This window comes from Mesorhizobium waimense (assembly GCF_003601975.1).
In the GTDB taxonomy this organism is placed as follows: domain Bacteria; phylum Pseudomonadota; class Alphaproteobacteria; order Rhizobiales; family Rhizobiaceae; genus Mesorhizobium; species Mesorhizobium waimense.
Genome location: NZ_QZWZ01000048.1, coordinates 1 through 21,999, shown reverse-complemented (window position 1 = coordinate 21,999; position 21,999 = coordinate 1). Strand labels below are relative to the sequence as shown.

The 21,999-nt window shown below is 60.7% G+C and carries 24 protein-coding genes and 1 pseudogene; 23 read left to right on the top strand and 2 right to left on the bottom strand.

All coding sequences use genetic code 11. From position 1 onward, the window contains the following. Positions 1–669: 669 nt before the first annotated feature. The 22 genes and pseudogenes from D3227_RS33320 to D3227_RS33210 all read left to right on the top strand — a co-directional run. Positions 670–1,518 (top strand): annotated as a pseudogene (locus D3227_RS33320) (IS110 family RNA-guided transposase); the annotation flags it as partial. Between the two features lie 335 nt (positions 1,519–1,853). Then, positions 1,854–2,096 carry an HAD family hydrolase gene (locus D3227_RS33315; RefSeq protein WP_120018408.1) on the top strand — a complete coding sequence of 81 codons (243 nt, stop codon included), beginning with the start codon at positions 1,854–1,856 and terminating at the stop codon, positions 2,094–2,096. 210 nt (positions 2,097–2,306) lie between these two features. After that, positions 2,307–3,620, top strand: a complete 1,314-nt coding sequence (locus D3227_RS33310; protein WP_245451999.1) for a sigma-54 dependent transcriptional regulator — start codon at positions 2,307–2,309, stop codon at positions 3,618–3,620. 463 nt (positions 3,621–4,083) lie between these two features. After that, positions 4,084–5,046 (top strand): NADH-quinone oxidoreductase subunit B family protein, encoded by a 963-nt coding sequence (locus D3227_RS33300; RefSeq protein WP_120018405.1) that lies wholly within the window; start codon positions 4,084–4,086, stop codon positions 5,044–5,046. Between the two features lie 58 nt (positions 5,047–5,104). Further along, the gene (locus tag D3227_RS33295; RefSeq protein ID WP_120018404.1) at positions 5,105–6,703 is read left to right on the top strand and encodes a nickel-dependent hydrogenase large subunit; all 1,599 of its coding nucleotides are present in this window, start codon (positions 5,105–5,107) and stop codon (positions 6,701–6,703) included. Beyond that, a complete protein-coding gene (locus D3227_RS33290; protein ID WP_245451998.1) occupies positions 6,657–7,115 on the top strand; it encodes a hypothetical protein in 459 nt (152 codons plus the stop codon). Before D3227_RS33295 ends, D3227_RS33290 begins: the two co-directional genes overlap by 47 nt. Before the next feature lie 18 nt (positions 7,116–7,133). Beyond that, on the top strand, positions 7,134–7,457 hold the full coding sequence (locus D3227_RS33285; protein WP_120018403.1) for a hypothetical protein: 324 nt from the start codon (positions 7,134–7,136) through the stop codon (positions 7,455–7,457). Continuing rightward, positions 7,436–7,957: a hydrogenase maturation protease gene (locus tag D3227_RS33280; RefSeq protein ID WP_245451997.1), complete on the top strand. Its 522-nt coding sequence runs from the start codon at positions 7,436–7,438 to the stop codon at positions 7,955–7,957. Before D3227_RS33285 ends, D3227_RS33280 begins: the two co-directional genes overlap by 22 nt. Continuing rightward, the gene (locus D3227_RS33275; RefSeq protein WP_120018402.1) at positions 7,942–8,250 is read left to right on the top strand and encodes a hypothetical protein; all 309 of its coding nucleotides are present in this window, start codon (positions 7,942–7,944) and stop codon (positions 8,248–8,250) included. Before D3227_RS33280 ends, D3227_RS33275 begins: the two co-directional genes overlap by 16 nt. Before the next feature lie 121 nt (positions 8,251–8,371). Next, positions 8,372–9,382: a hypothetical protein gene (locus D3227_RS33270; protein ID WP_120018401.1), complete on the top strand. Its 1,011-nt coding sequence runs from the start codon at positions 8,372–8,374 to the stop codon at positions 9,380–9,382. 37 nt (positions 9,383–9,419) lie between these two features. Continuing rightward, positions 9,420–9,632, top strand: a complete 213-nt coding sequence (locus D3227_RS33265; protein WP_095090111.1) for a hypothetical protein — start codon at positions 9,420–9,422, stop codon at positions 9,630–9,632. A 9-nt stretch (positions 9,633–9,641) separates the two neighbouring features. Next, entirely contained in the window at positions 9,642–9,866 is a 225-nt protein-coding gene (locus D3227_RS33260) for a hypothetical protein (RefSeq protein WP_120018400.1), read from the top strand. Position 9,867: 1 nt separating this feature from the next. After that, a complete protein-coding gene (locus D3227_RS33255) occupies positions 9,868–10,740 on the top strand; it encodes a NifU family protein (protein WP_120018399.1) in 873 nt (290 codons plus the stop codon). Next, positions 10,740–11,933 carry an NHL repeat-containing protein gene (locus D3227_RS33250; RefSeq protein ID WP_245451996.1) on the top strand — a complete coding sequence of 398 codons (1,194 nt, stop codon included), beginning with the start codon at positions 10,740–10,742 and terminating at the stop codon, positions 11,931–11,933. Before D3227_RS33255 ends, D3227_RS33250 begins: the two co-directional genes overlap by 1 nt. Continuing rightward, entirely contained in the window at positions 11,930–14,356 is a 2,427-nt protein-coding gene (gene hypF / locus D3227_RS33245) for a carbamoyltransferase HypF (RefSeq protein WP_120018397.1), read from the top strand. Before D3227_RS33250 ends, hypF begins: the two co-directional genes overlap by 4 nt. A gap of 2 nt (positions 14,357–14,358) precedes the next feature. Then, positions 14,359–14,640: a HypC/HybG/HupF family hydrogenase formation chaperone gene (locus D3227_RS33240; RefSeq protein ID WP_120018396.1), complete on the top strand. Its 282-nt coding sequence runs from the start codon at positions 14,359–14,361 to the stop codon at positions 14,638–14,640. A 96-nt stretch (positions 14,641–14,736) separates the two neighbouring features. Further along, the gene (locus D3227_RS33235; RefSeq protein WP_120018425.1) at positions 14,737–15,429 is read left to right on the top strand and encodes a D-sedoheptulose-7-phosphate isomerase; all 693 of its coding nucleotides are present in this window, start codon (positions 14,737–14,739) and stop codon (positions 15,427–15,429) included. Then, complete coding sequence (gene hypD, locus D3227_RS33230) at positions 15,426–16,583, top strand: hydrogenase formation protein HypD (protein WP_120018395.1); 1,158 nt, start codon at positions 15,426–15,428, stop codon at positions 16,581–16,583. Before D3227_RS33235 ends, hypD begins: the two co-directional genes overlap by 4 nt. Further along, positions 16,580–17,647 carry a hydrogenase expression/formation protein HypE gene (gene hypE, locus D3227_RS33225; protein WP_120018394.1) on the top strand — a complete coding sequence of 356 codons (1,068 nt, stop codon included), beginning with the start codon at positions 16,580–16,582 and terminating at the stop codon, positions 17,645–17,647. The genes hypD and hypE overlap by 4 nt, the downstream gene beginning before the upstream one ends. Beyond that, the gene (locus tag D3227_RS33220; RefSeq protein ID WP_120018393.1) at positions 17,647–17,985 is read left to right on the top strand and encodes a hydrogenase maturation nickel metallochaperone HypA/HybF; all 339 of its coding nucleotides are present in this window, start codon (positions 17,647–17,649) and stop codon (positions 17,983–17,985) included. The genes hypE and D3227_RS33220 overlap by 1 nt, the downstream gene beginning before the upstream one ends. Continuing rightward, on the top strand, positions 17,985–19,094 hold the full coding sequence (gene hypB / locus D3227_RS33215; protein ID WP_120018392.1) for a hydrogenase nickel incorporation protein HypB: 1,110 nt from the start codon (positions 17,985–17,987) through the stop codon (positions 19,092–19,094). The genes D3227_RS33220 and hypB overlap by 1 nt, the downstream gene beginning before the upstream one ends. 174 nt (positions 19,095–19,268) lie before the next feature. Then, complete coding sequence (locus tag D3227_RS33210) at positions 19,269–20,276, top strand: HoxN/HupN/NixA family nickel/cobalt transporter (RefSeq protein WP_425374581.1); 1,008 nt, start codon at positions 19,269–19,271, stop codon at positions 20,274–20,276. Between the two features lie 663 nt (positions 20,277–20,939). Here D3227_RS33210 and D3227_RS43220 read toward each other — a convergent pair. Both D3227_RS43220 and D3227_RS43215 read right to left on the bottom strand, forming a co-directional pair. Then, positions 20,940–21,212, bottom strand: coding sequence for a glycine cleavage T C-terminal barrel domain-containing protein (locus tag D3227_RS43220; RefSeq protein ID WP_281035007.1), 273 nt, complete (start codon positions 21,210–21,212; stop codon positions 20,940–20,942). Between the two features lie 141 nt (positions 21,213–21,353). Next, the gene (locus tag D3227_RS43215) at positions 21,354–21,557 is read right to left on the bottom strand and encodes a hypothetical protein (protein ID WP_245451995.1); all 204 of its coding nucleotides are present in this window, start codon (positions 21,555–21,557) and stop codon (positions 21,354–21,356) included. Positions 21,558–21,685: 128 nt separating this feature from the next. Between D3227_RS43215 and D3227_RS33200 the strand changes: the two genes are divergently transcribed. Beyond that, positions 21,686–21,999 (top strand): helix-turn-helix domain-containing protein (locus tag D3227_RS33200; RefSeq protein ID WP_147377747.1); only part of this gene is annotated, 314 nt, incomplete at its 3' end.

Here is a 21,999-nt window from a genome sequence, read left to right as displayed (position 1 = left end):
ACGGCGCCGCCGATTTGGTGACCATCGATGCCAAGCCTTTGCTCCATGCAGTAGACCAAAGCTTTGCTGGCACCGTGCGCATAGACATTGCCGGCATCGGAGCTTTGACCCTGCGCTCAATTCGACCCCAGCAAGCCAACCGGACCATCGAAGAAGCCGAAGCGAAGCACCACAGCCTGCTTGCGTCCCTTGGTGTCGACAGCCTCAGGACGGCACGCCAGCGCCTGGTTGAAGCGCGCGACAAGGCTGCCGAACTGGGCTTGGCGCGTCAGCGGCTTGGCGATCTCGCGCCCAAGGGGATACAGCAATTGCACGAGGAGCTTGCCCGACTGAGTGCCCTCGCGGCCGGGAACCTCGAACTTAAAGTCGATTCGCAACAGATCCGGCAAAATCATGCAGCAGCCCAGCAGCGTGTGGCGACAACACGCAACAACGTGCGCGAGGCCCTGCCCCTGCGCAGCCACGCCGACGAGGCTGTCATGGCCGCAGAGGCTGCTTACGTGACCATCCAGGCGGAACTGACCAGCCTCGAGGTCATATTGGGACCTGACGCAGCGCGCGAGGAAAAGGAGCGCTTGCTCCTTACCGAGGCCACCGCACGACAAACTCTGCGCGAAGCGGCTGAGATGCGCGCTGCGCCCCTGCGCGACGGCGCTCACGATCTCACTGGCTCGCGAGATGATCAGGTTCGGCCATGACGTGAAGCTTATTGCACCACATTACGTGAAGCCGTTCTTGAAGCGGCAGAAAAACGATGCAACGGATGCTGAAGCGATCGTGGAGGCGGCCAGCCGACCGACCATGCGTTTTGTCGAACCGAAATCAGCGGATCAGCAAGGCCGGGCAATTTTGTTTCGCGCTCGAGAGCGACTGGTCCATCAGCGCACCGAACTGATCAACGCACTGAGGGCCTGCCTCTATGAATACGGCCATGTTGTTCCGCAGGGAATTCGTCAGATCAAGCGGATCGAAGAGATCCTGGATGCACCAAACAGCGACTTACCTGCCCTGTTGCGAGAAGAATGCCGCGACTTGCTGGAGCAGATTGCCGAGAAAACGGTCCGCATCAATGCCAAGACTGACAAGATCAAGGCGCTAGCGGCTGAGGCTGACACAGCGCGGCGACTGCAGACCATGCCCGGCGTTGGTCCCTTGACCGCCTTGGCATTCGAAGCCTTTGCCCCGCCAATGACGAGCTTCAAGTGCGGGCGCGACTTCGCTGCCTGGCTCGGCCTGGTTCCGCGTCAATTCTCCTCCGGGGGCAAAGAGCGGCTCGGGCGCATTTCCAAGGCAGGGCAAGCTGATCTGCGTAGATTGTTGATTATCGGCGCAATGTCCCGTCTGAACTGGCTGGGTCGTAAATCGATCCCGGAAGGTTCCTGGCTGGCGCAGATGATGGCGCGCAAACCACGGATGCTGGTTGCGATCGCGCTTGCTAACAAGATGGCCCGGACAATTTGGGCCATGCTGACAAAGCAGGAGGATTACCGGGTTCCGGCAGCAGCCACAGTAGCTTGATCAACAGGCTGCGCAAGGCTGACGCCGGCAACGGGGAGACAAGAAGGCGACGTCCCGAATGGGCAAAATGATCGAACAGATCTGGATCGGGAAAACCAGATAATTTGTCCGAGCCTGCAAGCTCGTCCCAGAGATATGGACCCGATCCGCAGATCACCATACCGGCCAGCGGCTTCTGAAAGCGCCGCATTCAAAGGCCTTACAGAAGACCGCGCTCGATCACCACCCATAGGATCAGAAACTTCTTGCATCACAGGCGGCAACCACAGAAGAAATTACCGGTCTCTCGGCGCAAATGCGGCATTGGTACCCAAGCCCGCGCCTGACATGCTCTTTTGTACGCACTCGCCCGGCTTGGCGGGGAGCCCCGCGATGCCGTCATGGTGGGCGACAGCGCCATCGACATCGATGCAGCGCACAACGCTAGCCTGCCGGTCGTCTTCCTTCTCAACGGCTATATGAGAAGCCCCGACGAGGCCGCCGAAGCCGATCTGATTATCGCCGATCTCGGCGATCTTGCAGCCGCCATTGAAGCGATCTGGGCAGTCGGCCGACCTCGCTTTTCGAAAAGCACTTGACGCCTGATGGCCTAAACTCGCGATTGATGTCTATGTGTCCCGCTGCTAACAAGATACGCACAGTGGAAACCATCTTTCATGGATCAGCCAGGCACGATCGTCATTCTAGCGCGACCCGGAAGCGAATGGAGGTCGCCATGCGAGGTGCTTTCGGAGCGCTATGCCTATCGGGTTGTCCTTGCAAGTTCCCCTGCCGAGGCGCTTACGGCGATGAGCAGTATCCAGGTTGACTTGGCGATTGCGGAAGACGGTGGTGACGACACGAGCGGGCTTGACTTTCTAACCCAGCTGCGCGTCTCTCATCCTGACATTGTGCGCGTGTACGTAACCCCAGATTCGCACCGCGTGTCCATGCAGGCGCTGGCGCGAGCGGCGATCTACCAATTCCTTCTCACTCCACTCGACGCCGTGCAGCTTGGTCTGGTCGTAGAGCGAGCACTGGAGACTCGCGAACTGGCTCGCCGCCATCGGATTCTCTCGCGCGAGTTCAAGATCTCTGGGGCCTCGCTCATCTTCGGCGAGCGCAAAGGCTCGCCCTTTCGGCCGGAAAGCCAACGCTTCGAGAAGCTTGTCTATGTCAGTGAGAAAATGGCTGAGATGTGCGACCTAGCACGCCAAGCCGCCACAACGGAACTGCCGATCCTCATTCAAGGCGAAACCGGCACTGGAAAGGAATTGCTTGCGCGCGCTGTCCATTACAATTCGACGCGACGAACCAGTCCGCTGCTTGTGCAAAATTGCGGCGGAATGTCGGACGAATTGTTGCAGTCTGAGCTGTTCGGCCACAAGCGCGGCGCATTTACCGGAGCAATCTCTGATCGTCTCGGACTGTTTCGCGCTGCTGATGGGGGCACGGTGTTCCTTGATGAGATTTCGGAAGTGTCACCTTCGTTCCAGGTCAGCTTGCTGCGCTTCCTTCAGGAAGGAGAAGTCAAGCCGCTGGGTGCAGATAAGGTCCTTCATTGCAACGTTCGCGTCATCGCGGCTTCAAACCGTCCGCTTCATGATTTGGTCGCGCGAGGCGAATTTCGGCAGGATCTCTATTTTCGACTGAAAGGTTTTGAGTTCGAAGTGCCGGCGCTGCGTGAGCGGCCCGATGACATCGCGCCGCTCGCGGAATTTTTCGCTGCCAAGCACGCGGACGCACTCAGCCGAAAAATCCTTGGCATCAGCGCCAGCGTCATCGACAAACTCTCCAATGGAGACTTTCCCGGCAATGTGCGCGAACTCGAGAATGAAATCCGTCGTATGGTGGCGCTGGCAAAGGACGGCGAGTATCTAACGACTCGAAATATGTCGCCTTCATTGCTGAACGCCGCGCCGCGGCCCAAAGGTGATGGGGCAGGCATCTTCCAGCCGGAAGGTGTGACGCTAAAGGATCAGGTCGAAAGCCTCGAAAAGCAAATTGTCCGCCGGGCGCTCGCACGTCACCACTGGAACCAAAGCCGTGCTGCCGATGAGCTCGGCCTGTCACGCGTCGGTCTTGCCAACAAGATTAAGCGATATAATCTTAACCACAATTAGGTGGTCGATGGCTGGCGATGACGACGGTTCGACTTACAGTGGGTGCCGTACTGCGGTTTCCGCAATCGCGGGTATCGCCAGTCGGAGCAAAAAAGCCAGCCAAAATTCTAGGGCTTGGGCCGATGGCGACAGTTCTTGGCGCTCCCGAGGAGCAGACCATCGGCCATTGGTGCAGCCGCTGCCGAGGCATCTGGTACGGCTATCTGCTTGAGGTCGCTTGCCCAGTCTGCGGCAACAGGCATGGCTGAGGGCCTTTCTGGCGCGGCAAGCCCTGGCAGAGAGGTAACCTTCTTTGCACATGAAAATGAAGTATGCGCAAAGCACAGACTCATTGCTGCAGCGTAATATGTTGGTTGGCGGAGTTTGCTGGCTTTTTTGCGTTTTCACAGATTGGCACGAAGGTTGCTTTTCTCCTTTTTGAACGGCTGCGCCAAAATGCAGCGTCGATCAGGAGGACAGAACTATGGCCAATCTTCTATGGCTCCAGGGCGGAGCCTGTTCGGGCAACACGATGTCGTTCCTCAATGCCGAGGAGCCAAGCGCCTGCGATCTGGTGACGGATTTCGGCATCAATGTGCTTTGGCACCCATGTCTGGGCATGGAGCTGGGCGACAACCTTAAGAAACTGCTGAGGGCGCTAACCTCCGGCCAGATAGCGCTCGATATTTTCGTTTTCGAAGGCACCGTCGTGAACGCTCCAGACGGTACGGGCGAATGGAACCGCTTTGCCGGGCGGCCGATGAAGGACTGGGTTGCCGATCTCGCCAAGGTGGCGAATTTCACAGTCGCGATTGGCGACTGTGCGACTTGGGGCGGTATCCCTGCGACGGCCCCCAATCCGTCCGAAAGCAACGGGCTGCAATTCCTCAAGCGCGCCCATGGCGGCTTTCTCGGCAAGGATTACAAATCCAAGGCTGGCCTTCCGGTCATCAACATTCCTGGTTGCCCGGCCCATCCCGACTGGATAACCCAGATCGTGGTGGCGGTGGCCACCGGGCGTACTGGCGATCTGACGCTCGACGAGTTCCAGCGGCCAAAAACCTTCTTCACGTCCTTCACACAGACAGGTTGCACGCGCAACATGCACTTCGCCTACAAGGTTTCGGCGACCGAGTTCGGCCAACGCAAGGGCTGCCTGTTCTATGATCTGGGCTGCCGCGGGCCGATGACGCATTCACCCTGCAACCGAATTCTGTGGAATCGGCAGTCGTCTAAGACACGCGCTGGGATGCCGTGCATGGGTTGCACCGAGCCGGAATTCCCGTTCTTCGATCTGGCCCCTGGCACTGTTTTCAAGACCCAGACGGTCATGGGCGTTCCCAAGGACATGCCCAGTGGCGTCGACAAGATTGGTTACGTCAAGCTGACCGCCGCGGCCAAGGCGGCATCTCCGCGCTGGGCTGAAGAGGACATCTTCGTCGTCTGAGCCAGTTTTGTCCCAAATTCGCTAGCGATCATATTTCATTTCAGAAAGGTCATCGACCATGTCCGCTGCTATACAGACACTTGATATTTCACCTGTTGGCCGCGTCGAGGGTGATCTCGACGTCCGTGTCGACATCAAGGACGGTGTTGTCGTCAACGCCTGGACACAGGCCGAACTCTTTCGCGGCTTCGAAGTTATTTTGCGCGACAAGGATCCGCAGGCAGGCTTGGTGGTGACACCGCGAGCCTGCGGCATCTGCGGGGCGTCGCATCTGACCTGCGCCGCTTGGGCGCTCGACACAGCATGGAAGACCGAAGTTCCGCGGAACGCTATTCTGGCGCGCAATCTCGGTCAGATCGTCGAAAGTCTGCAGAGTTTGCCCCGCCATCACTACGGTCTGTTTATGATCGACTACACCAACAAGAATTACGCCAAGTCCAAGTTTTATGAGGAGGCCGTCAAGCGCTGGGCACCTTTCACGGGCACCAATTTTGAGATCGGCGTGACCATTTCGGGACGACCAGTCGAGATTTATGCGCTGCTCGGCGGGCAATGGCCGCATTCGAGCTATATGGTACCAGGTGGCGTAATGTGTGCTCCCACGTTGACGGATGTCACCCGCGCCTGGGGTATTCTTGAGCACTTCAAGCGTAATTGGATCGAAGCCGTGTGGCTCGGCTGCACGCTGGAACGCTACCAAGAAATAAAGTCCTACGATGATTTCATGGCCTGGCTCGATGAACGTCCAGAACATGCCAATTCCGATCTCGGCATGTTCTGGCGCATGAGCCTCGACATCGGCGCCGACAAATACGGCAACGGCGTCGGGAAGTATGTCAGCTGGGGATACCTGCCGCACGAAGACAAGTATCAGAAGCCGACAATCGAGGGCCGCAACGCCGCGTTAATCATGAAAAGCGGCGTCTATGACGGCCACGCCGACACTCACAAGCTGATGGACCAGAAATTCACCCGCGAAGACACGCTTCACGCCTGGTATGATGAACCGGGCGGCGTGCATCCCTTCGACCGTACAACCAAGCCGACCCGAAAAAACATCGTCGACATGGCCGGAAAATACTCTTGGGCGACCGCCGTGAGACACAACGAGGACGGTCGCCTCGAGGCAGGGCCACTGTCGCGTCAATTGATTGCTGGTGGCAGGCATGGCGAGAGCTTCCAGCATTACGATCCACTGGTTCTTGATATGTACAAGAAACTCGGTGGCGCCAGCGTCATGCTCCGCCACTTTGCCCGGATGCATGAGGGATTGGCGCTTTATCGCCAGGCCGAGCACGCATTGCGCGAATTCAAACTCAACGATCCCTGGTACATCAAGCCGACGGAGAAGGATGGTCGCGGCTGGGGTGCGACAGAAGCAATACGTGGGGCGCTGTGTCACTGGATCGAGGTGCAGGGCGGCAAGATCAAGAACTACCAGATCATAGCGCCGACGACGTGGAACGTCGGTCCGCGCTCGCAGGACGGCAACAGAGGGCCGATGGAGGAGGCTCTGATCGGGGCGACGATCGCCGACCCGACCGATCCGGTCGAAGTGGGTCACGTCTGCCGGTCATATGATTCCTGTCTGGTGTGCACGGTGCATGCCCATGACGCCAGCACTGGCGAAGAGCTCGCGCGTTTCAGAACGGCTTGATTGGAAAAAGTTCTCCTTCAACAGTCGGTATCTCGGCGTCCCGCTTATCAGGATCGCCGACCGTCCCGCAGGCGAAGCTCCAGACAAGGCGAGTGAAATGAATAATGAGCAGCAAAAAGCTATGCTGCGAACGATGGCCCATTTCATGGATAATGGGCTGAAGACGCAGACCGAACCTTTTCCGGAAACGGAAAAGGAGTTCGCAGCTATCCTTGACGAACTGCGCGCTCTCAATCCCGACGACCTGGAAGCCAAGATGGTTATCAGCGGTTTCTTCAATCGTCCCTATGGGCCGGATCGGCAGCGCTGCATGGAGTGCCTGTACTATCTGGTGCATCGCGAATGGTGTGACTTGCCAGAGCTTGCCGTGCCCGTTGATGCGGACTGGTGGTGCCGGCTCTGGCGCATCTGACATTGTGGGGAGGATGCCATGGCGCAAACGGCAGCAACGGATGCTGAGGTCCTCGAGCAGATCCGCTCGATGCTGGCAGGCGGCCTCAAGACCGAGGTTTTCCCGAGAGGTGACACCCACGAAGAGATTGCGCAGATCATCGCCCGTCTGCGAGAATCCGATGGAAGTCTGGAATCCAAGCTGGTGATCGGCGGCTTCACGCTCGAAACGATCGAGCATGGCGGCATCGAGCAACCTTGCGAGACCTGTATGTACTATCTCGTGCATCGCAAGTTCTGCGAATTGCCTGAGTTCGCTGTTCCGGTCGAACCGGAATGGTCATGCAGGCTCTGGCGGATCTGAACGGTGGCGAGATGATCGCAATCATCGGATGCGGCAACCCTAACAGGCGGGACGATGGCGTCGGCCCAGTTGTCATCGACCGGCTGAAGGCGCGCGGAATAGAACACTTAGGCGTCAAATTGTTCGATGCCGGAACAGATGGAATGTCGGTCATGTTCGCTGCGCGGGGATGCACGACTTTGATCGTTGTTGACGCTTCCAAATCCGGAGTCGAACCAGGAACCATCCACGAGGTGCCGGGGGTGGAACTGGAGCGGGCCTATTCACCGGGGCTGAACCTGCACGATTTCCGCTGGGACGCCGCCCTCTACGCCGGCCGGCAGATTTTTCGCGATGCGTTTCCGCAGGATGTGACCGTGTTGCTGATCGAGGCGTCTGAACTGGACCTTGGCATTGGTCTTTCCGACGTGGTGGCGGGTTCGGCTGAAAAGGTCGTAGGTCGTATCGAAGTCCTGGTTGCAGCACTTATACCGGGGCAACAAGCATGTCCCGTGTCTTAATCGAGCTTAGGCGCGGCGGGCTCTATCTGTCTTGCGAGGTCTATGAGCGCTTCTTCGCGGGGCTGGAGACCGTGGTCCTTCTGCGGCGAGAGAGCGACCTGGTTGTGCTGCCTGTGCGTCACCCGGCGGCGGGCGGTTATTTGCTGAAGCGGCGCAACGGAGCTGGGGATCGCGTTGTCTTCGCCCCCGATTTTTTTCGTGAACATGGGATCAGCGATGATGCCGACTGCAAACTTGAGGCCGACTGGGATGCCGAGCAGGTAGCGCTAATTGCCAGGCGAATGTTTCGCTAGCACGCATTCTGCATACTAAGTTTACTATTAGTAATTTATATAGACAGGTAGAGGAAAGTGCATTAGCATTTTTGCCAATAAAGTAAGCTGCATCTCACGCGGTCAGTGGAGGAACCCAAGAATGAACGGCGATCGCGTTGGCGACGAAGTGCGGGCAGCGTTGAGTGTGGCGGACGATGCGGGCGCAAGTCCCTCGGAGCGAGCCGAAATGCTCATGGAAATCGCCATGGGGCTGCAGCAGCGTCCGAAAAATCCCGAGCAGATCGCCGCCGCCGTTTTTCTCTACGACCGCGCGTTGGCGCTCTGCCCCGAGGACCAGCGCCTGCTTGACGCGCGTATCATGGCGCGCAAGGGCACGGCGCTTCTCGTCCTGCCGGAAGGCGGCACGCAGGCGCTGCAGCAGGCCCGCGAGGCTTTCGAGGCCGCCATCCCGCATTTCGTCGATTTCGGACGTCCGGAGGAACTGGCCGAGACAGAGATGAACCTTGGTCTTGCCATCCAGAATCTCGCCGGTCAGCACAAGGCCCGCATCACCGACGCGATCTCGGCCTATCAGCGTGCTTTGCGCACCTTCGACAAGCTGCGGTTCCCCAAGGAATTTGCCATCCTGCAGAACAATGTGGCGACGGCTTTCCTGTCGATGCCGTTCACCGACTCCAGAGCCAAAATGCGGGAGGCGCTGGCCGTGCAGGCGTTCGAGGAAGGCCTGAAGGTTGTCAATCTGATCGATCATCCGACCGAGTACGCCATGCTGCAGAACAATCTCGGCAACGCACTGCAATATGCTTCATCGAGTCATACGCTGGAAAATAATTTGCGCGCGCTTGACGCTTACGATGAGGCCCTGAAAGTCCGATCGCGTGAAACGATGCCCCTCGAATTTGCCAATACGATCGCCAACAAGGCGAACTGTGTATGGAACCTGCCGGACGATCCAGAGCATCCCGAACGTGGCAATCGAGTTAACCTGCTTCTCGCGCAACAGTACTACCAGGAATGTCGTACTATTTTCAGCCGTAGCGGCGAAGCAGAAAAATCTCGCATCGTTGCCGAGGCCTGCGACCAGATCGGCCGCGAATTGCTTGCCGTGGCGCCCACGAACGGAACCGGCGCACACGCGCAAACCGGGTGATGGCTATTTCATCAAGCATACGAAAGGAGAATGGCAAGTGACGGCAGTAGTACTCACAATAGGCAGCGTCGCATTGGCGCTTGCAACAGGGCTCGTGGCCTCGGGTATCGGCGGAGCCATCGGCGGCGTGGCGACCGGTGGCAAGGCTCTCGGCAACGAGCTGGCCGCTATGTTGGGCTCCTTCTATGGCCCGGTTGGCGGATTCTCCGGCGTGCTTGCTGGTATCGTCATCCTGGCTCTTGTCGGCTGAGGCGGCGCCATGTGGGAAATGGCCAAGAGCTCCATCCTCCTGCTTTTGCGCGGGAAACTGTTTTCCGAACCGTCCAAGGTCTATCGCCAATCGGCGATAGGCGCCGTCACAACAGCTGTGCTGGTCGTAGTGCAGGCCAAGCTCGGCCTGCCTGTAGCCGCAGCGACTGCGATCGCCGGCTTGATCGGGGGTGCGTTGCAGCCATATCTCTTCAAAGATCTGCGGTATCGGTGAGATGAACGCCGTCGACCTCATCCCGACTAAACGCGACGATCTCGCCGGTCTTGCCGGCGACATCCAGCGGGTCGAGGCGATCTTCGCCACTTGGGACGAGACCCAGCGTAGCGCCGTCGAAGCCTACCGGCGCGCCATCGAAGACCTGAACGGCGAGGCGCTGCGCCGGCTGGTGAAGGCGCTGAAAGAAGAGCCTGCCGCGCTCGCGGCCATGAAGCAAGCGGTGACCGACGAGGTCGTCTACGCCGTGCTTCGCCGTCACAACATCTTGAAACCCAGCCTTAGCGAACGGGTGGAAGCAGCACTTGATGGCGTGCGCCCGATGCTCGCCTCGCATGGCGGCGATGTCGAACTGGTCAGCGTGAGGCCGCCGGCGATCGAGGTGCGCTTTGTCGGCGCCTGCGATGGATGCCCGGCTTCGGCCCTGACCTTTCATGCCGGCGTCAAAAAGGCCATCGAGGAGGCCTGTCCGGAGATCACCGACATCATCCAGATCAAGAGCATGAGCAATGCGGCCGACAATGACAGCGTCCGCTTCGTCAGCCCGTTCGCGCTCGGCGCCGTCAGCGGCTGGCACCTGGTCTGCCGCCTCGACGAAATCCCGCTCGGCGGCATAAGCACCCTCGTCGTCGGCGGGCAGGACGTGATCCTGTCGCGACAGGATGCAATCGTGTCCTGCTTTCAGAATGCATGTGCTCATCTCGGCATGCCGCTCGATGGCGGCGATGTCGAACAGGGCATCATCACTTGCCCGCATCACGGCTTCCAATACGACCTTTCCAGCGGCGAATGCCTGACAGCTCCGGAAGTGGCGCTGCAGTCACACGCCGTGCGCGTTATCGGCAATCGCGTCCAGGTGAGGCTATCATCGTGATGCGCATCTCGCTCTCGCCTGACTATCGCCGAGCCCTGCCGCCAGTTGGCATGGCACTGCCACCGATGCTCGACCCAGCCGGCGCGCGCGTCGTACTTGGCAACCAAGTGGATGCCAACGGGCTGCCTGACTCGGTCGCGCCGAAACCGCATACGCTATTTGGGCCGCGGGGCGTCTGCTTCGCGCCGCACGGAGGACCGTTCTTCGTTGCCGACACCGGCCATCATCGCTTGATGGTCTGGAACAAGGGGCCGGATCAAGACAATGCACCTGCCGACCTTTTGATCGGCCAGCCCGACTTCTTTTCCGAAGGCCGCAACGCGCGCGGCGTGGTCGGTGCGGCGACCTTGAACATGCCGACCGGCATTTCGACCGACGGCACGGTCATCGCCGTCGCCGACGCATGGAACCACCGTGTGCTGATCTGGCGCACTCTGCCCGAGCATTCGAACCAACCGGCGGACCTGGTGCTCGGGCAGGCGGATTTTTTGAGCGGCGTTGCCAATCGTGGCGATGCCGTTCCGGCCGCCGACACGCTGAACTGGTGCTATGGTGTCACTGTCGCCGACGGACGGCTGTTTGTCGCAGACACCGGAAATCGTCGTGTGCTGGTCTGGAACTCGCTTCCTCAACGCAACGGCCAAGCCGCTGATCTGGTGCTGGGCCAGACGGATATGGTAACGCGCGACGACAACGCGTCGGGCTCGGGCGCCGCGGTCGGCATGCGGTGGCCGCACAGCGTGGCTGTCGATGACAGCCGGATCCTGGTGGCGGATGCCGGCAACAACCGCATCATGGTCTGGACCTCGATGCCCAATGCCGACGGCGCGCCATGCAGCTTTGTGCTGGGCCAATCGAGCTTCGACGGCAACGACCACAACCGTGCCGGTTACCATCCCGACTATCGCTCGCTCAACATGCCTTACGGCACGGTCGTTCACAACGGCCTCGTTTTCTGTGCCGACACCGCCAATTCCCGTCTGGTCGGCTATCCCCTTGATGATCTCGGGATGGACCGCGCCGCTTCCGGCCTCGCCGCCCAAACCGGCTTCTGCGACAAGGGCGACAATCGCTGGCGTTTCGCCGCACGCGACAGCGTCTGCTGGCCGTTCGCGCTGTCGGCGTCAGGCACAACGCTAGCGGTTGCCGACACCGGCAACAACCGTGTGCTGTTGTGGGAGGTGGCCGCATGAACACGCTGCTTTGCGTGCCGCGCACCGATCCGGCCGAAACGGTCGAGATCAGGGTGCGCGGTCGCGTCCAGGGCGTCGGCTTCAGGCCGACCGTGTGGCGGATCGCCCGCAAGCTCGGTCTCGATGGCGACGTACTCAACGACAGCGAGGGTGTGCTCATTCGCCTGCGTGGCGCCGTGTCCGCCGTTTCCGCGCTGATCGACGAGTTACGAACATCGCCGCCGCCGTTGGCCGAAATCACCGCAATCGAGACGCGTGGCTACGGTGGCACAATCGAGCCGGGTTTCGTCATCGTCGACAGCGTGGTCGGTGCGGCACGCACCGAAATCTCACCCGACGCCGCCATGTGCGATGCATGCGCGGCCGAGATCACCGACCCGTTCCTGAGCCGCTTCCGCTACCCCTTCACCAACTGCACCCACTGTGGTCCAAGGCTGAGCATCGTGCGCGCCGTGCCCTATGACCGCGCCACGACGACCATGGCGCCCTTCCCGCTCTGCGAAGCTTGTGGCACGGAATACCGCGACCCCGCCGACCGCCGCTTTCACGCCGAGGCGACGGCCTGTCATGTCTGCGGGCCGAAAGCCCGGCTGATCCGTTTCGACGGCCGCGCTCTCTCATTTGAACAATATTCGATGCTCGACGACGTTGATGCCGCACTCGGCCTGATCCAGAAGGGCGAGATCGTCGCCATCAAGGCACTTGGCGGCTACCAGCTGGCTTGTGACGCCACCCGGCCGGAGGCTGTCGCCATGCTGCGCGAGCGCAAGCGTCGCGATGCAAAACCCTTCGCGCTGATGGCGCGCGATGTGGATGTGATCAGACGCTATGCCACGGTCAGCGACGAGGAGGCTGCAGCGCTGACAAGCCGCGAGGCGCCGATCGTGCTGCTTGCCGCCGACGGGCCGGAGAAACTGCCGGAGGCAATCGCGCCAGGTCTCGGCACGCTCGGCTTCATGCTGCCGTCGACGCCACTGCATCTGCTCCTGCTTCGCAGGATGACCCGCCCGGTCGTCATGACCAGCGGCAACCTGTCGGACGAACCGCAGGTTATTGACGATGCCGAAGCGGCAAAGAAACTGTCTGAAATCGCTGCCTACGCTTTGATCCACAACCGCGACATCGCAAATCGCATCGACGATTCCGTTGTGCGCCGCATGGGTGGAAAACTGCGGGTGCTGCGCCGCGCGCGTGGCTATGCACCGGCCTCGATCGCGCTGCCGTATGGTTTTGAACAGGCGCCGGAAATCCTCGCCTATGGTGCGGAACTGAAATCGACCTTCTGTCTGGTCAAAGACGGACACGCGGTGTTGTCGCAGCACCAGGGAGATCTCGAAGACGCGCTGACGTATGACGACTACCGCAATAACCTTGGGCTCTACCGTGATCTGTTCGACCATCGGCCGGTGGCGCTGGCGGCGGACCTGCACCCGGAATATCTCTCGGCAAAACTGGCGCGAGCGACAGCTGCCGCTGAAAACCTGCCACTGCTGGAAATTCAGCACCATCACGCTCACGCTGCCGCCTGCCTCGCCGAAAATGGCCGTACGCTCCATGCCGCGCCCGTGCTCGCTATTGTGCTCGACGGACTCGGTTATGGCTCTGACGGCGCCATCTGGGGCGGAGAGTTCCTGCTGGCCGACTATCGCCGCTTCGAGCGACTGGGCACCTTCAAACCGGTCGCCATGCCGGGTGGCGCGCAGGCAGTGCGCGAGCCATGGCGCAACCTCTATGCCCAGCTGATGGCCGAAATGGGCTTTGCCGCCTTGAAGATGAACTTTGAGGATCTTGCGGTGTTCGCGGCCCTTTCCGTCAAGCCGCTGGCGACTGTCGACGCCATGATCAAGGCGTCGCTAAATTCGCCCAAGGCATCCTCCTGCGGCCGCTTGTTCGACGCGGTTGCCGCCGTTGTCGAACTGTGCTTCGACCGCCAGGCTTATGAAGGCGAGGCTGCGGCACGGCTGGAGGCGATTGTCTCGGCACGGACGCTCGGCGAAGAGGGAGATCATCTCGCCTATCCCTTACCTATCCCAAACCTGAAAGGCTCTGGGCTTCCCTATATCGAGCCGCTCGGCATGTGGAATGCGGTCCTTGGCGACCTCATCCTGAAGACGCCAGCCTCGGTGATTTCGGCTCGTTTCCACAAGGGCCTGGCCAAATCGATCGCCGCCATGACGCTGAAGCTCGCCCGACGCGACGAGGACGATGCGCCGCCGCGCTTCGACACGGTCGCGCTGTCGGGCGGCTGTTTCCAAAACAAGGTGGTGTTCGAGCAGGTCGTCGGCCGGCTCGAGGCGTTGGGTTTCAAGGTGCTGACGCATTCGCTGGTGCCTGCCAACGACGGCAGCATCGCCTTCGGCCAGGCGGCCATCGCCGCCGCCCATCTCATCGACGCCGGCCATGCCCGGCAGAAAGCGAGCTGACCATGTGCCTCGGTATTCCAGGACGGATCGTCAAGATCGACGACCATCAGAAGAAGCTGGCAACGGTCGATGTCAGCGGCGTCAGGCGGCAGGTCAACATCGCCTGCATCGTCAATGACACCCATTTGGTCGACGCCTGCGTCGGTGACTGGGTGCTGGTCCATGTCGGCTTCGCCATGAGCCGCATCGATGAGCACGAGGCCGCCGAAACCCTGAAGATCCTGACCGAGCTCGGTGAAGCACAAGCCGAGATGGAATCGATGCGACTGTCGGCGGTGCATTAGACCGCCGTCGGCGCGCTTCAAGTTTTGTTTTTATGCACGTCGTTGTCCCAAAACCGCTCGGCACTTTTGGGCGACGTGCTGGAGGAGAACACAACAATGTCCAGCGAAAGCGAACTCAAGGGGCTCTATCCGTTCCTGCACGGCAAGGCGCAGGACCCGGAAAAGATGAATGCGGCTTTGCTGCATTCCGTTGCCGAGAAAGCGCGCGACACCCGCGAAACCAATGAGCGCTTCTTCGGCGGCCAGGCCGAAATCCTGGTCGCGGCCGCGCACACGCTGGCGGATGTCTACCGCAACCATGGCCAACTCTTTTCGATGGGCAATGGCGGCTCGAGCTGCGACGCTTCGCATGTCGCCGTCGAGTTCGTCCATCCGGTCACCGCCGGCCGGCCGGCGCTCGCCGCCACCAATCTCGTCGCCGACCTCGCCATGATCTCAGCCGTCGGCAACGACCTCGGTTTCGACCATGTCTTCGTGCGCCAGCTGCTGGCGCACGCCCGCAAGGGCGACGCCGTCATCGGCATTTCGACCAGCGGCAATTCGCAGAACCTGGTGTCGGCCTTCGCCAAGGCCAGGGAGATGGGCGTTCACACGATCGGTCTCGCCGGTGGCGACGGCGGCCGCATGAAATTATCCGGCACCCTCGATCATCTGCTGGTCGTGCCGTCGACCTCGATCCACAGCATCCAGGAATGCCACGTCGCTGCCTACCACATCCTGTGGGACCTCGTGCACACGCTGCTCGCCGACGAACGTGGTTCCGCCGCCGGAAAAGGAAGCGTCCAATGAAATACACCGACGAATTCCGCGACCGCGAAAAAGCAAAAATCCTGATCAAGGAAATCAACAAGCTCGCCGCCACGATCGAGATCGCTAGGACGCGTCCAATCAACATCATGGAAGTGTGCGGCGGTCACACACATTCGATCTTCCGCTATGGGCTTGAAGGCATGCTGCCCGACGCCATCGAACTGGTGCATGGGCCCGGCTGCCCGGTCTGCGTCTTGCCGATGGGCCGCGTCGACGACTGCGTATCGATCGCCGAACGGCCCGAGGTGATCTTCACAACCTTTGGCGACGCCATGCGCGTGCCGGGTTCGAAGAAGAGCCTGCAGCAGGCCAAGGCCGACGGCGCCGATGTGCGCATGGTCTATTCGCCGATGGATGCGCTGACGCTGGCCAGGAAGAACCCGGATCGTGAGGTTGTGTTCTTCGGCCTCGGTTTCGAGACCACCATGCCGTCCACCGCGCTGACCGTGCTGCAAGCTGAAACCGATGGCATCGAAAACTTCTCGGTGTTCTGCAATCACATCACCATCGTGCCGACGATCAAGGCGATCCTCGACAGCCCCGACCTGCATCTCGACGGCTTCCTCGGCCCAGGCCATGTCTCGATGGTCATCGGCACCGCGCCCTACGAATTCATCGCCTGCTTCTACAAGCGGCCGATGGTCGTCGCCGGCTTCGAGCCGCTCGACGTGCTGCAGTCGATCTGGATGGTGCTGAAGCAGATCAAGGATGGTCGCGCCGAGATCGAAAACCAGTATGCCCGCATCGTGCCTGAGGCCGGCAACAACGCGGCACTTGCCGCGGTCGGCAAGGTCTATGAACTGCGTGAATTCTTCGAATGGCGAGGGCTTGGCTCCATCGACCATTCCGGCGTCAAGGTGCGCGACGACTACGCCCGCTTCGATGCCGAGCGCAAATTCGCCATTCCCGGGGTCAAGATCGCGGACCCGAAATCCTGCCAATGCGGCGAGGTGCTGAAGGGCGTCATCAAGCCATGGCAGTGCAAGGTGTTCGGCATTGCCTGCACGCCGGAAATGCCGCTCGGCGCGCTGATGGTTTCGTCCGAAGGCGCTTGCGCCGCCTACTACCAGTATGGCGGCGTCAAGAAGCACACGGCGGCCCGGCCCGATGCCAGCGTGGCGGCCGCGTCATGAACATGCGGCCACCGCCACCCAAGCGCGTGCTGGGGGGCGTTTTCATCCCGACCGTGACGCTTGCCCATGGCGGCGGCGGCAAAGCGATGAAGGATCTGATCGACGACGTGTTCATCAGCGCCTTTGCCGGCGCGGCACCCGAGGTTCTGGAGGACCAGGCCCGTTTCGATCTGACAATGCTGGCGACTCATGGCGACCGCCTCGCCTTCACGACAGACTCTTTCGTGGTGGATCCGCTGTTCTTTCCGGGCGGCGACATCGGCAAGCTTGCCGTCTACGGCACCGTCAACGACCTCGCCGTCGGCGGCGCAAAGCCGCTCTATTTGTCCTGCGCCGTCGTCATCGAAGAAGGCATGCAGGTCGAGACGCTGCGCCGCATAGCGCTGTCGATGGCCGAGGCCGTGCGCGAGGCCGGTGTCAGCATCGTTACCGGCGACACCAAGGTCGTGCAGCGCGGCGCATGCGACAAGATCTTCATCACCACCACCGGCATCGGTGTGATCAGGCCAGGCCTCGAACTCGGCATCGATCACGTGACGCCGGGCGATGCCATCCTGGTCAATGGGCTGCTCGGCGACCACGGCGCGGCGATCCTGTGCGCACGCGGCGACATGGAGCTGGAAACCTCGATCGAAAGCGATTGCGCGGCCTTGCACGGGTTGATCGAGGTGCTGCTGGCAGCCGCACCCGGCACGCGTTGCATCCGCGATGCGACGCGCGGCGGTGTCGCCACCGTCCTCAACGAGATCGCCAACGCCTCCGGTGTGTCGATCGAGATCGACGAAGCTTTGACGCCGCTACGCGAGGAAGTGCGCGGCTTCTGCGAGATCCTCGGTCTCGACCCGCTCTATCTCGCCAACGAAGGCAAGATCGTCGTCGTCGTGCCACCTGAGGAAAGTGCGGCGGCACTTGCCGCCCTCTCCGGCCATGCGCTGGGCCAGGGGTCATCGATCATCGGCCATGCCGTGCGCGGCGAGGCAGGGCGCGTCACCATGCAGACGGTATTCGGCGGCCGGCGCATCGTCGACATGCTGGTCGGCGAACAATTGCCGCGGATTTGCTGATGCACGAGCTCGGCATCACCCGCAACATCGTCTCAATCGTCGAGAAAGCGGCGAAGGGCCGCCGTGTCAAACGGGTGACGCTCGACGTCGGGCAATTCTCCGGCGTGATGCCCGACGCTATCCTGTTCTGTTTCGACATCGTCGCCAAGGGCACGCTGCTCGATGGCGCGCGTCTCGACATCCAGAAGATAGCGGGGCGGGCGCGTTGCCGGAGTTGCGGCGGGGCCTTCGACACCACCACGCTCTACCAGGCCTGCGCCTGCGGCTCCCGCGCCATCGACCGGCTGGCGGGTGAAGAGCTGAAAATCCGGGAAATGGAAATCGAGGAGGCTCCCTGATGTGCGGAACCTGTGGTTGCGGCTCGAAGGACGAAACGCGAATCCTCGACCTCCAGACCGGCAAGGAAACGGCTCTGGGCAACGCGCATGATCATGCCCGTCCGCATGACGACGGCATGCAGCATCGGCACGACCACGGTCATGAGCACAGCCACACTCACCCCCACGACCACGACGACGGTCACATCCATGATCACGAACATCCGCACAGGCACTCTCATGCGCATAGCCACGGCCATGAGCATGGCCACGACCACCGGTCGGACCACGTGCATGAGCATCACCATCATCACGATCATGCGCATGGCGATGCGGAATTGCATGAAGCCGGTCACGATCATTCCCACGGTCATCACGACCACGCCGATGGCCATCACGATCAATCGCATGATCATGGCCATGACCGTGACCATGACCACGGTCATGGCCACAACCAAGGCCACAATCTGGTGGTCGAGCTTGAGGCGCAGATACTTGCCAAGAACGATATGCTCGCCGCGAAGAATCGGGGTTGGTTCGCCGGCCGCGAAATCCTGGCGCTGAATCTGGTCTCCTCGCCCGGCTCCGGCAAGACGACGCTGCTCGAGCGCACCATCCGCGACCTTAAGGATAGGATGCCGATCTCGGTCATCGAAGGCGACCAGGCGACTGCCAATGACGGCGAGCGCATCCGCGCTGCCGGTGCCGCCGCTGTCCAGGTCAACACCGGCGCCGGCTGCCATCTCGAAGCCGATATGATTGCCAAGGGCCTTGCCGAGTTGAAGCCGGCAGTCGGCTCTGTGGTCATGGTCGAGAATGTCGGCAACCTCGTCTGCCCGGCAATGTTCGATCTGGGCGAGCGCGCCAAGGTCGTTATCCTGTCGGTGACCGAAGGCGACGACAAGCCGCTGAAATACCCGCATATGTTTCGAGCGGCGGAGATCATGGTCATCAACAAGACGGACCTGTTGCCGCATGTCGATTTTAATGTCGAGGCGGCCATCGCCAATGCGCAAACGGTCAATCCGCAGATCAGGGCGATCCAGGTCTCGGCGAAAACCGGCGACGGGCTCGCCAGCTGGTATGACTGGCTGCAGGGTGAGGCGGCTCAAGCGCGGCTTGCAGGTTAAGCGATATCACAATGCCTCGGCACGAGGCTTGCCACCACATCATCGGATCGAGAGGACGAAGCCATGAAGGACACGATCGTATCCGCTTTGCCGCCGACACAACATGCGCCGGCGGGTCATGGACTTCCCAATCCCTTCGACGATCGGCCAACTCGGGTGAGGACCAAGGCGGCGATGACCTACGTCCTGCTCATCGCCGCCAACATCACGGCATGGGTATGGGCGTGGATCGCCTTTGCCGATCGGCCAGCGCTGCTCGGCACCGCACTGCTCGCCTATATGTTTGGCCTGCGCCATGCCTTCGACGCCGACCATATCGCGGCGATTGACAATGTCGTGCGCAAGCTGACGCAGGAAGGCAAGGCGCCCTACTCGGTCGGCCTCTTCTTCTCGCTCGGGCACTCGAGCATTGTCATCCTGGCCTCCATCGCCATCGCCGCAGCAGCGACAATGATGCAGTCCAGGCTGGACGAATTTCATAGCATAGGCGGCGTCATCGGCACCGGCGTGTCAGCGCTGTTCCTGCTGGTGATCGGCATTGCCAACCTGTTTATCCTGAGAGGCATCTGGGCGGCGTTCTCTCGCGCGCGGCGCGGCGAAAAGGTCGTCGACGAAGACCTCGATGCGTTGCTTGCCGGTCGCGGCTTCATCGCCCGCATCTTCGGCCCGCTGTTCGGCATCCTCTCGCGCTCATGGCACATGTATCCGATCGGTTTCCTGTTCGGCCTCGGCTTCGACACCGCCACCGAAATCGGCCTGCTCGGCATTTCGGCAACCCAGGCGGCGCAAGGAATGTCGTTCTGGTCGATCCTTGTCTTTCCAGCACTCTTCACCGCTGGGATGTCGCTGATGGACACAACCGACAGCGTCCTGATGACCGGCGCCTATGGCTGGGCTTTCGTGAATCCGATCCGCAAGCTGTGGTACAATCTTAACATCACGGCGGCGTCCGTGGTCGTCGCGATCTTCATCGGCGGCATCGAGGCGCTTGGCCTGATTGCCGACAAGGTCGGCCTCGAAGGTGGGATCTGGGGCTTCGTCGGCGCGATGAACGACAACCTCGCCAATTTCGGTTTCACGGTTGTCGGCATCTTCCTCGCCAGTTGGCTGATATCCACTGCGGTATACAAGGCGAAGGGCTATGACAGCTTGTCGGTTCGGCAAGCCCGATTGGATCGATGACTTGCAACAAGTTGATCCATGATGTGAGGTTCGTCGGCATATAGGCAGGCATTGCGCCGGCGGATGGCCGGGGAAGGCCCTGGAGCCACAGGAAGACCTCCATGGTCTTCCATGCGTCTTGCCGCCCGAGCCAAGCCGATTTGGGGTCAGCACGGCGTTGAGGCCAGAGCGCCCGCCGATCTTCTGACGAGAGCGCGACTGCCTGCGTCCTCGTCGCGCACATCCGAACCATCACGCGACGCCTCGCAAGGCCTCGACGTATCATCAGGATCGAAGTATCCAGGATCATGAAGGACAATGAGCCCAAAGCCTCAAAGCTAATTTGGCTAACTCGAGACGAACTGTTGAAGACATTTTCCAGTACTTTCTCATTGCGCACGCGCTGAGAACCTTCTCGATCCTTCGCAAACGCGCGTGCTGGCCGCGGTCAAGCTAATATAATCTGTCGGTCGTGACAATCGCGGGCATCAAGGAGTGAGCGGTTTCGGTCGGCGTTGGGCGCATTAATAAGCAGCCACAAAAAGTTGGACATTATTTCGAAATACTTCGCCTTTGAAATCGGATTTTGTTCACCTGGCGCTTTAATCCGGGCGGAGGGCGATGAAATGCGGAGGAACGGGGCTGGACAGGGCCGAGTACGTTCGGACCTTGCAGCCTGCGGGGCTAGATCTTCGTCCTGAGGCCTTTGGGATCGAAGAAAGCCTGCAGGGATGCGTCGGCGTCGAACAGCTCGCCGTCTATTTCGATCTGCCAGCTTCCCGAGTCGATCCACTCGCGACTGACTCCACCAGGTTGGTTGACGTAGCCGAGTCCTATCGATGACCCCAGGGTAAAGTTCCGGACCGCAGAGGAGATGTAGCCGACAATGCCACCATTGTAGCGGATTAGCTCCTCGCGAAAGAGTAGGGGCTTTGGATCCCGCAGCTTAAACGACAGAAGCGGCTTGCGCGGCGTGCCTGCCGCCTTCTGGGCCTCTGTGGCGGCCTTACCTTGGAAACCACAGGCCTTTGACCAGTGATCGTAAACCCAAGTCCGGCCTCGAGCAGTGTGTCGACCGGGGTTAGGTCAAGCTCGTACTCACGGTATGCTCGCTCGGAGCGGAGGTGCTCCAGGGCGTGATAGCCTGCCCGGATGTAACCCGTGCTCGCCACCGGCTTCCCACAAGACATCAAAAACGTGCTGAGCCATCTCAGTGGGAATATGGAGCTCCCAGCCCAGTTCTCCGATGTACGTCAGCCGGTTGGCGATAACCCATGCTCTCCTTGTCTGCGTGCGCGCCATTAAGCAATCCGCAATCATCCACTTGCGCTCGTGCCTGACAAGATTAAAAGCTTCGACTAGTGGATTGATCGGAACAGAAGAGTCCTTTTTGGGATTCCCCGGATCGCTTCGGCATGCGACATTGCGAGATGCGCACTGGTATCAGCATCGACATCACGGCTTCGGACAGAATTCGGCTTGAAGGGATCGTCACAGCACGGAGTTCGCCTCAGAAGCATGTCTGGCGGGCGCGGATCATTCTGTTGAGCGGTGATGGCCTGGGGACCGCCGCGATCATGACGATGACAGCCAAGTCGAAGACCTGCGTGTGGCGCTGGCAGGAGCGCTTCATGAACGAAGGCGTCGACGGTCTGCTGCGCGACAAGACGCGGCCACCGGGCATTGCACCGCTTCAGTCTGTGCTGGTCGACAAGGTGGTGGCGCTGACGCTCGATCCGCCAGA

Coding starts and splice junctions, on each gene's coding strand:
- D3227_RS33310 (WP_245451999.1), top strand. CDS start 2,307: ATGAGCAGTATCCAGGTTGACTTGGCGATTGCGGAAGACGGTGGTGAC.
- D3227_RS33300 (WP_120018405.1), top strand. CDS start 4,084: ATGGCCAATCTTCTATGGCTCCAGGGCGGAGCCTGTTCGGGCAACACG.
- D3227_RS33295 (WP_120018404.1), top strand. CDS start 5,105: ATGTCCGCTGCTATACAGACACTTGATATTTCACCTGTTGGCCGCGTC.
- D3227_RS33290 (WP_245451998.1), top strand. CDS start 6,657: ATGACGCCAGCACTGGCGAAGAGCTCGCGCGTTTCAGAACGGCTTGAT.
- D3227_RS33285 (WP_120018403.1), top strand. CDS start 7,134: ATGGCGCAAACGGCAGCAACGGATGCTGAGGTCCTCGAGCAGATCCGC.
- D3227_RS33280 (WP_245451997.1), top strand. CDS start 7,436: ATGCAGGCTCTGGCGGATCTGAACGGTGGCGAGATGATCGCAATCATC.
- D3227_RS33275 (WP_120018402.1), top strand. CDS start 7,942: ATGTCCCGTGTCTTAATCGAGCTTAGGCGCGGCGGGCTCTATCTGTCT.
- D3227_RS33270 (WP_120018401.1), top strand. CDS start 8,372: ATGAACGGCGATCGCGTTGGCGACGAAGTGCGGGCAGCGTTGAGTGTG.
- D3227_RS33260 (WP_120018400.1), top strand. CDS start 9,642: ATGTGGGAAATGGCCAAGAGCTCCATCCTCCTGCTTTTGCGCGGGAAA.
- D3227_RS33255 (WP_120018399.1), top strand. CDS start 9,868: ATGAACGCCGTCGACCTCATCCCGACTAAACGCGACGATCTCGCCGGT.
- D3227_RS33250 (WP_245451996.1), top strand. CDS start 10,740: ATGCGCATCTCGCTCTCGCCTGACTATCGCCGAGCCCTGCCGCCAGTT.
- hypF (WP_120018397.1), top strand. CDS start 11,930: ATGAACACGCTGCTTTGCGTGCCGCGCACCGATCCGGCCGAAACGGTC.
- D3227_RS33240 (WP_120018396.1), top strand. CDS start 14,359: ATGTGCCTCGGTATTCCAGGACGGATCGTCAAGATCGACGACCATCAG.
- D3227_RS33235 (WP_120018425.1), top strand. CDS start 14,737: ATGTCCAGCGAAAGCGAACTCAAGGGGCTCTATCCGTTCCTGCACGGC.
- hypD (WP_120018395.1), top strand. CDS start 15,426: ATGAAATACACCGACGAATTCCGCGACCGCGAAAAAGCAAAAATCCTG.
- hypE (WP_120018394.1), top strand. CDS start 16,580: ATGAACATGCGGCCACCGCCACCCAAGCGCGTGCTGGGGGGCGTTTTC.
- D3227_RS33220 (WP_120018393.1), top strand. CDS start 17,647: ATGCACGAGCTCGGCATCACCCGCAACATCGTCTCAATCGTCGAGAAA.
- hypB (WP_120018392.1), top strand. CDS start 17,985: ATGTGCGGAACCTGTGGTTGCGGCTCGAAGGACGAAACGCGAATCCTC.
- D3227_RS33210 (WP_425374581.1), top strand. CDS start 19,269: ATGACCTACGTCCTGCTCATCGCCGCCAACATCACGGCATGGGTATGG.
- D3227_RS43215 (WP_245451995.1), bottom strand. CDS start 21,557: ATGGCGCGCACGCAGACAAGGAGAGCATGGGTTATCGCCAACCGGCTG.